Consider the following 12835-nt stretch of genomic DNA (forward strand, 5'->3'; position numbering starts at 1 on the left):
GTTATGTCCTTGTTGCAGTTCGGGTTGCCATCAGAGGGTTGTGCTATGGGTTCGCCGTCAGTGCCGCCTGCTTCTCGCGGTAGATCGCGAGGCGCTCGTTCAGCTTCGTGCTGACGCTCGCGGCGAGCGGCGCGCCGCCGCCCGCGTTCTGCACGTCGCGCCAGAAATGACAGGCAACTTGTCGTCCGCCCGGCAGTGTTTCGGCGATCGGACGCTCCTGCGAGCAGCGCGGCTTCGCGTGCGGACAGCGCGTATGAAAACGGCAGCCCGGCGGCGGCGCGGTCGGGCTCGGCAGATCGCCTTGCAAGGCGGGCTTCGTGCGCCGCTCGTGCGGACTGCTGGCGGGAATCGCGCGCAACAGCGCCTGCGTGTAGGGGTGGAGCGGCGCGTCGAACAGTTCGTCGACCTGTGCCAGTTCGACGATTTCGCCGAGATACATCACCGCGACGCGGTCGCTCATATGGCGGATCACGGCGAGATCGTGCGCGACCATCACGAGCGTGAGACCGAGTTCCGCTTTCAGCGATTCGAGCAGATTGATGACCTGCGCCTGCACGGACACATCGAGCGCCGACACCGGCTCGTCGCCGACGATCAATTTCGGCTCACCCGCCAGCGCCCGCGCAATGCCGATACGTTGCCGCTGCCCGCCCGAAAACTCATGCGGATAGCGCTCCGCATACGCGGGCTGCAGACCGACTTTGGTCAGCAGTTGCGCCACCCGATCGCGGCGCTCCGACGCATTGCGCGCGAGCCCATGAAACGCCACCGGCTCGGCGATGATCTGCCCGACGGTCATGCCGGGGTTCAGCGACGCGAACGGGTCCTGAAAAATGATCTGCATCTCGCGGCGCAAGCGGCGCAGCTTTGCGCCCTGCCAGTGCGTGATGTCTTCGCCCTGATACAGCACGTGACCTTGCGTCGCGTCGATCAGGCGCAGCAGCAGACGGCCGAGCGTCGACTTGCCGCAGCCCGATTCGCCGACGATCGCAAACGTCTCGCCCGTCTGCACGGCGAACGACACTTCATTGACGGCGTGCACAGTCGGCGTGCGCGCGAACATCTGGCGCTCGCCGCCGAAGCGTTTGGTCAGCGCGCTCGCTTCGAGGATGGGTGTCGCGATATGCGTCGCGCTCGTCATGTCAGTTCCTTCTGCTGCACAGGCTTGACGAGCTGCTCGACAGGCGCGAGCCAGCATGCGACGCGATGCTCGCCCGAGAGCGTTCTATCGGGCGGCGCGGCTTCGATGCAGCGCTGCTCCGCGAACGGACAGCGCGGCGCGAAGCGGCAGCCGCGCGGCATCTGTTCGGGCGACGGCACCGAGCCGCGAATGGTCGCGAGCGAGCCTTCGCGCTTGCCGACTGACGGAATCGCGCCCATCAAACCGATCGTGTACGGATGCTGCGGATCGTCGAACAGATCGGCGACCGTGCCGTATTCGACGATCCTGCCCGCGTACATCACCGCGACGTGATCCGCGACTTCAGCGACCACGCCGAGGTCGTGCGTGATCAGCAGCATCGCCGTGCCCGTTTCTTTCTGCAGCGTGCGCACGAGTGACAGCACCTGCGCCTGGATGGTCACGTCGAGCGCGGTGGTCGGTTCGTCGGCGATCAGCAGACGCGGGCTGTTGGCGAGCGCCATGGCGATCATCACGCGCTGGCGCATGCCGCCCGACAGTTGATGCGGGAACGCGTCGAGCCGGGTTTCAGGTGCGGGAATATGGACGAGGCGCAGCATCTTCAGCGCTTCTTCGCGGGCCTCTGCGCGACTGACGCCGCGATGCCGCCGGATGCTCTCGCCAATCTGCTCGCCGATCGTGTAGGCGGGATTGAGCGAGGTCATCGGCTCCTGGAAGATCATCGACATCCGGTTGCCGCGAATGTCGGCCAGTTCGCGCTCGGACAACTCGAACAGATCCACGCCCTCGAAATGCGCAGTGCCGCCGACGCGCCGCGCGGGCGGACTCGCGAGCAGCCCCATCAGCGCCAGCGACGTGACGCTCTTGCCGCAACCCGACTCGCCGACCATGCACAGCGTCTCGCCCGCATGAACCGGGAACGAGACGTTGTCGACGACATTCGGCACATCGGGCGCGTTCGAAAACTTCAACGAGAAGCCGCGTACATCGAGAACCGGCCGGCGTTCAGCACCGGTCATGCCTGGGTACTCCGCATCGTATTGCTCGTCCTTGCAGATCGTCATCGAACGATCATACTGGCGGCCTACGTACAAAAAATATTAAACTTTCTTTTCCATACTTAAGTTTTTCTCATGAGTCGATCGAGCGATCGGCCGTGAAACTCGGATCCGGAACCGCCCATGCCGACGCTTCGCATGTTGAAGACTTTCAAGGCCGTTGCCCGCACCGGTTCGTTCTCGGCCGCCGCCGATAAGGTCGCGCTGACGCAAGCCGCCGTCAGCCTGCAGATGCGCGGACTCGAAGAGGCGTTGGGGCGGCAGCTGTTCGATCGCAGAGGCAGACAAATTACGTTGACGCAGCACGGCCAGTCGATCTGGCCAAAAGTCGAGCAGATTCTCGATCTGCTTGCAGAACTGGAAGGGAAGCCGACGGATGCGATGGAAGGGCCTGTCACCATCGGCGCGGTGGTGTCGGTGATCGGGGCGCTGTCGCTGGCGGTGGCGCGACTAAAGGCTGCTCATCCCCGGCTCGACGTGCGCCTGCTCTCGGCACGCTCCGACGAACTGGCGAACATGGTGGAAGTCGGCGAAGTCGACGTTGCCGCCGTGGTCGCGCGTGCCGACGAAACACTGCCCGACACGCTGAAATGGACCACGCTCTACACCGAACCGATGATGCTGATCGTGAGCCGCGACGTCGCCGACAATGACCCGCAGCGCATCTTGCGCAGCCACGGCTTTCTGCGTTTCGACCGGCGCGTGCGCACCGGCCAGGTGGTCGAGCAGGCGCTGGAGAAAGCGGGCCTGATGGTCAACGAGTATCTCGAACTCAATTCGATCGAAACGATCGTCGCGCTGGTGCGCGAGAAGGTCGGCGTCGCGGTGCTGCCGCTGCTGATACGCGGCAACTGGCTGAACGACCCGCTGTTGCGCGTGATCCCCATTGCCAGCCCGCCGACGCTGCGCACGGTCGGCATGGTGCAGCGCGCGTCGGACGACCGCAAGGCGCTGATGCGCGAGATCGTCGATACGCTGCAAGCGATGCCGCGCGAAAGAACGTGACGCGCCGCGACGACGCGCCGGCCTAACCTTCCATCATCCGCATCGGCGAAGCGACACGGCCGCGTCCGGCGTGCTTCGCTTCATAGAGCTGGCGGTCGGCGGCATCGATGAGTTCGGCGGGCTGCGCGTCGTCAGTCGGGATCAGCGTCGCGACGCCCGCCGAGATCGTCACCGTCTCCGCGCACCCCGAATCGAGATGTTCGAGCTTGAGCGCGCGCACGCCCTCTTCCATGCGCATAGCAAGACGCGCCGCCGCTTCGAGCGGCGTGTTCGGCAGCAGGCAGGCGAACTCCTCGCCGCCATAGCGGCCGACCGTGTCGTAAGGGCGGCGCAGCGTTTCCGTCAGCCGTTTTGCGACGGTTTGCAGACAGCGGTCGCCCGCCTGATGCCCGTAACGGTCGTTGTAGCGCTTGAAGTAATCGACATCGACCATCACCAGCGACAGCGGCGCCGATTCGCGCAGGCAGTGCCGCCAGCTCGCGTCGAAATCCTCTTCGAACTTGCGCCGGTTGCCGACGCCCGTCAGCCCGTCGACGAGCGCGATCGAGCGCAGCACGTCGCCCTGCATCTTCAGCGACAGATGCGCGCGCACCCGCGCACGCACGATGGCCGGCTTGACGGGTTTCGTGATGAAGTCGACGGCACCGAGCGACAGGCCGTACTCTTCGTCGGCCTCGTCGGTCTGCGCGGTGACGAAGATGATGGGAATCGTGTGCGTCAGCGGATCGGCCTTCAGGCGGCGGCATACTTCGTGGCCGTCCATGCCGTCCATCACGACGTCGAGCAGGATCAGGTCGGGCATCACCTTGCTGCATAGCTCGAGGGTCTGCGCGCCGCTGGTCGCCATGAACACGTCGCAGTCGTCCTTGAAGAGCGCATGCAGCGCGCGGACGTTCGTGGGCTGATCGTCAGCAATGAGCACTTTCGGACGCCGCGTGAAGGTGTGAGCCCAGTCTCCGGGGATGTGTTCTAGCATGTCAGGTTATCCAGCATCTCGCGCGTGCTTGCGGCGGCCGTGACGAAATCGAGCGCTTCGATCTCGGCGAGCAGCCGGTCGAAGCGTGGCTGCAACGCCGACGGCACATGCGGCGCGAGCGTTTCGGCGAGATCGAGCGCTTCCAGATTGGACGACTCCAGCCGTTCGAGCAAACGGCCAAGCCGCTCGCGATATTCGTCCGTCTGCAGCTGCGCGGCGCTCGCCGCCTGCGCGCCCTGCTTGCTGCCGAACACGACACGCAACTGCGCGACGCTGTCGAGCAGCAGCCGTTCGAGTCTGTCCACTTCGGCGTGCGAGACACATGCCGCTGAGTCTTCTCCGTCCGCCTCGATCACGCGATGTTCGAGCGCTGCCGCGACATCGGCAAGCGCCTTGGCGCCCATCGTGCCCGCGCTGCCCTTGATCGCATGCAGCAGCGCCGCGCTGCGCCCGGTGCCGCCGTGCTCCGCTTCGTCGCGCAAATCGTCGAGATGCCGTTCCATTTCGCTGACGAACACGCCAAGCGCCTTGCGGATCAGATCTTCACTGCCGCCAAAGCGCCCGACGACCGATTCCTTCCGTTCGAGCAATTCGTTCACGGCAGGCTCATCGACGGTGCTCGCGTTCACCGTCGATGCCGGCGGTGCGCCGGCTCGCGTGTGGGTCAGCAACACGTCGACCAGTTGCGCGACGTCGATCGGTTTGCCGACATGGTCGTTCATGCCCGCCGCAAGACACGCGTCGCGGTCCGCGCGCGTCGCGTTGGCCGTCATCGCGATGATCGGCAGCGCGGCGAAGCGCTCATGCGAGCGGATCAGCCGCGTCGCTTCGAGACCGTCGACGTCCGGCATCTGCATGTCCATCAACACGGCGTCGAACACACGCGTGCCCGTCAGCACCTTCTCGACGCCTTCCAGGCCGCTTTCGGCGAGCGCCACCTGCGCGCCTTCGCGGCTCAACAAGCCTTCGGCCACTTCGCGGTTCAACGGATTATCTTCGACGACCAGCAACGTGAGGCCGGCCAGGCGTCCCGCGCCCGCCGGTGCATGCGCCGGCCTCCGTTTCACGTGCGTGGTCTTCTGGCCCGTCAGCACGCGCTGCACGGTCTGCGCAAGCTGCTTCGGCGTGACGGGTTTCGTGACGAAGGCATCGAACGGCATGTCATCGGATTCCTGCGCGGCGGCGAGCACTTCCTGACCGTACGCGGTGATCATCACGATAGCGGGCGTGCTGCGGCCCGCGCGCGCTTCGTCGATGCGCCGCGCCGCCGCCAGGCCGTCGAGGTCGGGCATGCGCCAGTCGAGCAGGATCACGTCGTAGCCTTCGTTCTCGCGCTCGGCGGCGCTCGTCAGCTTGACGGCCGAAATGCCACCCGGCACCACGTCCGCCTCCCAGCCGAGCGCACGCGCCGTGCGCGACAGCACTTCGCGCGCAATGCCGTTGTCGTCGGCGACGAGCACGCGCAAGCGCCGGTCGCGCGGCTGGTACAGATCGAAGTGATCCGCGGGCACCACGTCGCTGACACCGAGATTGATGTCGAACCAGAAGCGGCTGCCCTTGCCGAGTTCGCTCGCCACTTCGAGCCTGCCGCCCATCAGTTCGACGAGCCGCCGGCTGATCGCGAGGCCGAGGCCCGTGCCGCCGAAACGGCGCGTGGTCGACACTTCGGCCTGGCTGAAGCCTTCGAAAATCTGCGTGAGCTGCGCCTCGCTGATACCGATGCCGCTGTCCGTCACCGCGATGCGCACGCGCACGCCGTTATCGAGCCGCGACAGCAGCGTGAAACTGACGACGACCTGGCCTTTGATCGTGAACTTGAGCGCATTGCCCGCGAGATTCACGAGCACCTGTTGCAGCCGCAAACTGTCGCCGATCACGACGGGCGGCAGGTCCGGGCTGATGTCGAACAGGACTTCGACTTCCTTGTCGTACTGATTGCCCGAGAGCACGACGCCGAGATCCTGCATCAGCGGCTCGATTTCGAACGTATGCGTGTCGAGCTGAAGCTTGCCGGCTTCGATCTTCGAGTAATCGAGAATATCGTTCAGCAAACCGAGCAACGACTTCGCGGCCGTTTCGGCCTTGACGACATAGCCGCCCTGCCGCTCGTTGAGTCCCGTCGACTGCACGAGATCAAGCATGCCGAGCACCGCGTTCAACGGCGTGCGGATTTCGTGGCTCATGTTGGCGAGGAACGCCGATTTCGCCGCATTCGCCGCGTCGGCCTGCTGCTTGGCGTCGCGCAGCCGAAGCTCGATATTGCGCGGCTCGGTGACATCGTGATTCACGCCCGTCATGCCGATGGGTTTGCCCGCGGCATCGTACTGAACCGTGAACGTCGTCTGGATATGGCGGATTTCGCCGTCGGGCAGCACGATCCGGTAAAGCGGCAGATCGATGTGCTTCGCGGCAAGTTTCCCGGCAAACGCCGCTTCCAGTTTTTCGACTGCGGGGGCGCGGTCTTCTTCGTACACGCGCGACAGCCAGTGCTCGAAGCGCAGACCGTCAGCAGGTGTCGACGCGTAGCCGAAAATCTCGAACATGCGCGGGTTCCAGCGCAGCGCGTCGCTCGCAAACTCCCATGACCAGATACCCAGTTCGGCGATGTCCGCAGCCAGCAGCAACTGGTCGCGCGCTTCCGACAACGCGGCGCGCTCGCGAATCTGTTCGGACATGTCGGTGATCACGCAGACGAAGCGGCGCTCGCGGCCCGTCACCATCGTCCCCGTCGACACATGGATGGGAAACTCGCTGCCGTCCTTGCGCAGGCCCGCCAGCTCGCATTCGCTGGCGATCTCGCGTGCGTCCTGGTTGCCGTTCTCGGCGAACTGCGACGCGTAGCGGGTGAACAGTTCGTTGACCGTGCCCGACACGAGCACGCGCACATCCTTGCCGGCGATCTCGCGTTCCGCATAACCGAAGGCCTTCTCGCCCGCCGGGTTGAGCGTCAGGATCACGCCCGAGCGGTCGAGCGTGAGGATGGGATTGACGGCCGTGTCGAGAATCGCGCGCGTCGTTTCGAGACTCGTGGCCAGCTTGCGCTCGATGCGCGTGCGAGCGTTCGCGTTGCGCACCAGCCGCCAGCCGAACACGGCGAGCATCAGCACGAGCACGGTCGTGCCTGCCGCATGCCACAACGTGTCCGACCACCAGGGCGCGAGGATCTCGTCCTGTGCAAGCGCCGCGGCGACGAACAGCGGGTACTGGCTCAGATTGCGCACGCTGTTCAGGCGCGTCACGCCGTCCTGCGCGGACTTCGACACGAAGCGGCCCGATTCGCCCGATTGCCGATGGACCTTGAAGAGCATCGTGTCGGTGATGTTCTTGCCGACGAAGCGTGCTTCAAACGGACGGCGCACGATCATGATGCCGTTGTCCGCGACGAGCGCGACGGCGCCGTATCGGCCGATGTCCAGGCTGTCGTAAAAGTGCGAGAAGAAATCGATGTCGATGGTCGCGAGCGCAACGCCCGCGAACTGCCCGTCCGGTCCGTCGATGCGGCGCGATACGGGGATGATCCATTTCCCCGTCGAACGGCTTTTCACGGGCATGCCGACGTGCGGACCGCGGTCCGTGTGCGTGCGGTGGTAGACGAAATACTCGCGGTCGGCGTTGTTGAAGGTCCTGGCGAGCGTGGGCTGCGAGTTCGCGAGCCAGTTGCCGTCGCGGTCGTAGAGATAGAGGCCGTTCAGTTGCGGCAGTTCCGTCACGTTCTGCATGAACAGCCGATGCAGCCGGTCGAGCGCAGCAGGACTCACGCCGTCATGCTCGACGCGCTCCACGACGCCGACTAGCGTGGTGTCGGCCTGCTTGATGGTGTCGTCGGCGTGCTGCGCCATGGCGCGCGCGAGGTTCGCGGCCGCCACGGACATTTCCTCCATCTGGTCCTGACGCGACGTGACGCTGCGCCATACGTCACTGCCGATCAACAGCGCGCAGACGACGACGAGAAACAGCGTCACGCGGATGGGAAGCGAGATCCGACTGAAAACACGACTGGCCAAACGAAGTCTCCGACATGCTTACCGCATCATTTGAAGGTGGCCTACCGGCAATTTTTGCCTGTATTGGCGTAGCAGGCGCTGAGAAACACGCGAAACGACGGCTACGTACGCAAGGACGGTGCCTTGGTGCCTGATGTCGAGACTACCTTGACTTTCCGGTTAACGACAATGGTCCGAGGTTCTTTAAGACGGCTGGCGTTGGTGAACCCAAAGGTGACTCAAAGCTGATTTTTGCTTTAGCTGGACGCTGTCGACTTCCGGGACGACGTTATGCGCTCCCACAATCACCGACAGGTCCAGTGAGGATGCGTCACGACGGCTCAGGGTCTGCGTCTTCCCGCACGTGCAGGCGAGGCAAGCTGCACGTTGCCAAACGCACCGCCCTGAACTATGTTCCAGCGGACGCGGCCAACTATTCCGGGAAGGATCGCAGAATGCTCTCGAGACTGAAAGCGACGTTCCGCTACTTCAACAGCGTTGTCCCGTTCCGGCTGGGTCCCGCGCTGATCACAACGGCCGTGCTGGTAGCCCTGTTGCTGCTGCCTGTGCCGGAGGGGCTGAAGCCCAAGGCTTGGGGCCTCGTTGCCATATTTCTAACAACAATCGTTGCGATTATTTTGAAGGTCATGCCGATCGGGGTCATGGCGGTGATGGCAATCGTCGTCCTCTCGCTGTCACAGGTGACCTCGACCTCGTCCAAGGGGGCGATCGCCGATGCGTTGACCGCCTTCGACAGTCCGCTGATCTGGTTGATCGTGGTGGCCATTCTGATCTCCCGCGGGCTGAAGAAGACCGGCCTGGGCAGTCGCATCGGCCTGATATTCATCTCACTGCTCGGCAAGCGCACGGTAGGCATCGGCTATGGTCTGGCCGTCTGTGAACTGGTGCTGGCGCCGTTCACACCCAGCAATACCGCGCGCGGTGGCGGCATCGTCCATCCGATCATGAAGTCGATCGCCAACGCTTTCGACTCGGATCCCGCCAGGGGAACCGAGGGCAAGGTCGGCACCTACCTGGCGATGGTCAACTATCACGCCAACCCGATTACCTCGGCGATGTTTCTGACCGCCACCGCGCCCAATCCGCTGGTGGTGGACTACATCGCCAAGGCGACCGGTCAGAGCCTGCATCTGACCTGGACGAGCTGGGCGCTGTGCATGCTGCTGCCCGGCCTGCTATGCATGCTGGTCATGCCGCTCGTGATCTACGTGCTGGCGCCGCCGCAGCTCCATGCCACACCCAATGCGGTAGCGTATGCCCGCGCCGAACTGGCGAAGATGGGCCCCATGTCACCGAAGGAAATGGTCATGCTGGGGACCTTCGCGCTGTTACTGCTGCTGTGGGCCGACGTGCCGGCGATGGTGTTCGGTCCGTCGTTCATCCTGGATCCGACAGTGGTCGCCTTCGTCGGGCTGTTCCTGCTGATCATCACCGGCACCATTGACTGGGACGATGTGCTGTCGGAGAAGAGCGCCTGGGACACGCTGGTGTGGTTTGGTGCGCTCATCATGCTGGCCGAGCAACTGAACAAGCAAGGCGTGATCACCTGGTTCTCGGAAGCCATGAAGAGCGCGATCGTTGCCAGCGGCATCGGCTGGGGCGCCACTGCCACGATCCTGGTACTGGCCTTCGTGTTTTCACACTACCTGTTTGCCAGTACGACGGCGCACATCAGTGCGATGATGCTCGCCTTCCTGACGGTCGGGGTCCATCTGATGCCACCCGGCTATGTGGCGCCGTTCATGCTGATGATGGCGGCCGGCTCGGCGATCATGATGACGCTGACCCACTATGCGACGGGCACGTCGCCGATCATCTTCGGTAGCGGCTACGTCACGATGGGAACCTGGTGGCGCGTCGGCTTTGTGATGTGTGTGGTGGAGTTGCTGATCTTCGCGGTGGTGGGCAGCCTCTGGTGGAAGATGCTCGGCTTCTGGTGAAGCCGTAGCCTGTCCTGCTTTCGCCAGTCAAACTGTGACTGCCCTGTGTTCACGAGGCAGGATCAGTCGAACTTGACCAGGTCCTGAAAGATCAGTTGACCCCAGCTATTTCCGCGCGCCTGCACGAGCAGTCCACCTTCCGAAAGGCCGCCAAGCTTGATCGGCGAGAAACCGAGGTTTTCCGCAAGCGCACCAGTCTCCGCTGCGGCGCCGTCATCGTCGCTCGCCAGGAACACGACTCTCCTGCCACCATGTACGGCGGGATCCTGCCCAAGGACGGCCGCGGGCAAATGATTGAAGCCCTTGACCAGTCTGCCGCCTGTGAAAGCCTGCGCGACGGCTCTGGCAGACGGTTGTCCACCCAGTTCCTCAGGGGGCACGCCGTAGGCATTGGTCACATCGACGATGATCTTCCCCTGCCAGGTGGGCAGCGCCTTCGCGACATCCCGGTGCGACTTGAAACCGACAGCCAGAAAGACGATGTCCGCCTTGACCGCTTCCGTCAGTTTTCTGGGAATGATCGTAGGTCCGATCGCAGCGGCAGCGGATGCAAAGCTTTCCGGATCGCGAGTAGTTGCAACGGATACTTCGATGCCGCTTCGGGCAAACGCCCTGGCAAGCGCCTGGCCGATCTTGCCGAAACCAATAATTGCGTAGCTCATCAGTTTTCCTTCGGTGTGGCACGCCCTGCGGGCTCCTGATATCGCATGGAGTGGCCCGTCGGGCGTAGCGCGTCAGAGTTGTGCCAGGCCGCCGTCGGCGGCGACCTCGCTGGCGGTCATGAAACTGCTGTCCGGCGACGCGAGAAAGGCGGCCACCGCTGCGATCTCCGCCGGATCGGCCATGCGCTGGAGCGGGGTCATCGAGGCGAAGACCTTCTGACCCTCCTCGCCCAGCGCTTCCTTCGCGAGTTCGGTCGCCGTCGCTCCGGGCGACAGCACGTTGACCCGGATGCCCGTGCCCTTCAGGTCCTCCGCCCAGGTCCGCGCGAGGTTGCGCACTGCCGCCTTGCTCGCGCTGTAGGCGCTCATCGCCGGGGCGCCCGTGGTGCCGGCGCTCGATCCCGTCAGGATGATCGAACCGCCCTCGCCCATCAGCGGCAGCGCCTTCTGGACCGTGAAGATCGTACCTTTCACATTGGTGTCGAAGGTTTCGTCGATGTGCTCGGCGGTGATCTTGCCGAGCGCAAGCTGGCTTCCCGCCCCGGCATTGGCGAAGACGATGTCGAGGGTGCCGCGCCCGGCCTTCACCGCCGCGTAGAGTCGGTCGAGATCGGCCGGATCGGAGACCGAGCCCTTCACCGCGCGGGCGTTGGAACCGAGGTCGGCCACAGCGGCATCGAGCGCCTCCTGCCGGCGGCCGAAGATGAAGACGAAGGCGCCTTCCTCGATAAAGCGCTTTGCGGCGGCGCGGCCGATCCCGGTCGCGCCGCCGGTAATCACGGCCGTCTTTCCATTCAGTCTTTTCATGTCATGCATCCTTCGAAAACAAAAGCGACAACACGATTCTGAAGCTATTGATTCATGAAGCCAATTGACTAAAAATCTATCAATACCATCTACTTTTTAGATACCTATGCTCGACAACGTCACCATCAATCAACTTCGGGCTTTCGTCGCCGTGTGTGATCAGGGAAGCTTTTCCGGGGCCGCACGGGAGCTGCGGCGTGCGCAGTCGGCGATCAGTCACGCGATCAGCGCGCTCGAGAGTGCCTTTGATGTGCTGCTGTTCGAGCGCAACGCTCGCAAAGCGACGCTGACGGCCGCGGGACGCAGCCTTCTGCCTGATGCTCGCGGGGTGATCTCACGCACCGAGGAAATGAAGATGCGCGCGGTCGCGATTGCCGAAGCGGGGGTACCACAGGTCTCGATTGCCGTGGATACCTATTTTCCGCGTGCGCACCTGATTGAATGCCTGCGCACCCTGCAGGTCGACTTTCCAACGGTAGCGATCAATCTGCGCATGACGACCATGCAGGGCGGCGAGCGCCTGGTGCTCGAAGGCACGTGCGCATTGGCGGTGACGATCACGGACGTGCCGGAGCTGAGCCCAGGCACCATAGAAAGGCAGCATTTATGTGAAGCGCAAATGGTGACCGTCTGTGCGCCATCGCATCCGCTGGCCGCGATCGCGGCGCCGATCCCGCGGGAGGAATTCGGCCGGCACATCCAGCTCGTCGTAACCGACAATCAGCCCGATGCGGATAAGACACAACAAGGCATCGCCAGTGAACGCCAGTGGCTGGTGAATGACCTCGGCGCGAAGCACGATCTGCTCCGGGGAAGTTTGTGCTGGGGGCACATGCCGCATCATCTGGTTGCGCAAGACCTCGCGAATGGAACGCTTGTCGAACTCCAACGGCGCGCATGGCACATGCGCCCCCTCACGTTCATGATTTCGCAGCGGCGCGGGTACTCGTTTTCCGAATGCGAGACACGGCTGATCGAGTTCCTTCGCAATCCACATCACTTTCCAAAGGATGCCAGCCAGCGCTCCGCCTCACGCAAAGGCAAAAAAAACCCGAAGGCTCGTCACGCGTGAGCAACGGTCAGCAGGGTTTGCCGCTCCTCGGCGGATGTCCGCAAAGTAGACGTCCTGCCGGGGCAAAGGCGCGAGAGACCAACCTGATTCACCTGCAAACACACGGCAGTGTCTGTTCACTGTAACGTCCGTGCGATCGGGGCCGGGGAGTGTGTCGCGGCTTTTAGAAC

The 12835-nt window shown here is 63.8% G+C and carries 9 protein-coding genes; 3 read left to right on the forward strand and 6 right to left on the reverse strand.

The window, feature by feature from the left end; genetic code table 11:
* Window positions 1-43: 43 nt before the first annotated feature.
* Together PPGU16_RS37120 and PPGU16_RS37125 are read right to left on the reverse strand one after the other, a co-directional pair.
* A complete protein-coding gene (locus tag PPGU16_RS37120) occupies window positions 44-1141 on the reverse strand; it encodes an ABC transporter ATP-binding protein (protein WP_180725795.1) in 1098 nt (365 codons plus the stop codon).
* Window positions 1138-2160 (reverse strand): ABC transporter ATP-binding protein, encoded by a 1023-nt coding sequence (locus PPGU16_RS37125; protein WP_180727205.1) that lies wholly within the window; start codon window positions 2158-2160, stop codon window positions 1138-1140. Before PPGU16_RS37125 ends, PPGU16_RS37120 begins: the two co-directional genes overlap by 4 nt.
* A 162-nt stretch (window positions 2161-2322) precedes the next feature.
* Between PPGU16_RS37125 and PPGU16_RS37130 the strand changes: the two genes are divergently transcribed.
* On the forward strand, window positions 2323-3204 hold the full coding sequence (locus PPGU16_RS37130; RefSeq protein ID WP_180725796.1) for a LysR substrate-binding domain-containing protein: 882 nt from the start codon (window positions 2323-2325) through the stop codon (window positions 3202-3204).
* Window positions 3205-3226: 22 nt separating this feature from the next.
* Here the strand turns inward: PPGU16_RS37130 and PPGU16_RS37135 are convergent, their stop codons facing one another.
* Window positions 3227-4180: a diguanylate cyclase domain-containing protein gene (locus tag PPGU16_RS37135; protein ID WP_180725797.1), complete on the reverse strand. Its 954-nt coding sequence runs from the start codon at window positions 4178-4180 to the stop codon at window positions 3227-3229.
* Window positions 4174-8184, reverse strand: coding sequence for a response regulator (locus PPGU16_RS37140; protein WP_243460685.1), 4011 nt, complete (start codon window positions 8182-8184; stop codon window positions 4174-4176). The genes PPGU16_RS37135 and PPGU16_RS37140 overlap by 7 nt, the downstream gene beginning before the upstream one ends.
* 434 nt (window positions 8185-8618) lie before the next feature.
* On the opposite strand from PPGU16_RS37140, the gene PPGU16_RS37145 reads away from it, so the two are divergent.
* Complete coding sequence (locus tag PPGU16_RS37145) at window positions 8619-10124, forward strand: DASS family sodium-coupled anion symporter (protein ID WP_180725798.1); 1506 nt, start codon at window positions 8619-8621, stop codon at window positions 10122-10124.
* Between the two features lie 62 nt (window positions 10125-10186).
* On the opposite strand, the gene PPGU16_RS37150 is transcribed toward PPGU16_RS37145, so the two are convergent.
* Together PPGU16_RS37150 and PPGU16_RS37155 are read right to left on the reverse strand one after the other, a co-directional pair.
* The gene (locus PPGU16_RS37150) at window positions 10187-10786 is read right to left on the reverse strand and encodes an NADPH-dependent F420 reductase (RefSeq protein ID WP_180725799.1); all 600 of its coding nucleotides are present in this window, start codon (window positions 10784-10786) and stop codon (window positions 10187-10189) included.
* 72 nt (window positions 10787-10858) lie between these two features.
* Window positions 10859-11593 carry an SDR family NAD(P)-dependent oxidoreductase gene (locus PPGU16_RS37155; RefSeq protein ID WP_180725800.1) on the reverse strand — a complete coding sequence of 245 codons (735 nt, stop codon included), beginning with the start codon at window positions 11591-11593 and terminating at the stop codon, window positions 10859-10861.
* Between the two features lie 106 nt (window positions 11594-11699).
* Here PPGU16_RS37155 and PPGU16_RS37160 point away from each other — a divergent pair, with 106 nt between their 5' ends.
* Entirely contained in the window at window positions 11700-12665 is a 966-nt protein-coding gene (locus PPGU16_RS37160) for a LysR family transcriptional regulator (RefSeq protein ID WP_180725801.1), read from the forward strand.
* The last annotated feature ends 170 nt before the right edge of the window (window positions 12666-12835 follow it).

It is taken from the genome of Paraburkholderia largidicola (genome assembly GCF_013426895.1).
Taxonomy (GTDB): domain Bacteria; phylum Pseudomonadota; class Gammaproteobacteria; order Burkholderiales; family Burkholderiaceae; genus Paraburkholderia; species Paraburkholderia largidicola.

Excerpts from the sequence above, each read along its gene's own strand:
- PPGU16_RS37120 (WP_180725795.1), bottom strand. The coding sequence starts at position 1,141 with ATGACGAGCGCGACGCATATCGCGACACCCATCCTCGAAGCGAGCGCG.
- PPGU16_RS37125 (WP_180727205.1), bottom strand. The coding sequence starts at position 2,160 with ATGACCGGTGCTGAACGCCGGCCGGTTCTCGATGTACGCGGCTTCTCG.
- PPGU16_RS37130 (WP_180725796.1), top strand. The coding sequence starts at position 2,323 with ATGCCGACGCTTCGCATGTTGAAGACTTTCAAGGCCGTTGCCCGCACC.
- PPGU16_RS37135 (WP_180725797.1), bottom strand. The coding sequence starts at position 4,180 with ATGCTAGAACACATCCCCGGAGACTGGGCTCACACCTTCACGCGGCGT.
- PPGU16_RS37145 (WP_180725798.1), top strand. The coding sequence starts at position 8,619 with ATGCTCTCGAGACTGAAAGCGACGTTCCGCTACTTCAACAGCGTTGTC.
- PPGU16_RS37150 (WP_180725799.1), bottom strand. The coding sequence starts at position 10,786 with ATGAGCTACGCAATTATTGGTTTCGGCAAGATCGGCCAGGCGCTTGCC.
- PPGU16_RS37155 (WP_180725800.1), bottom strand. The coding sequence starts at position 11,593 with ATGAAAAGACTGAATGGAAAGACGGCCGTGATTACCGGCGGCGCGACC.
- PPGU16_RS37160 (WP_180725801.1), top strand. The coding sequence starts at position 11,700 with ATGCTCGACAACGTCACCATCAATCAACTTCGGGCTTTCGTCGCCGTG.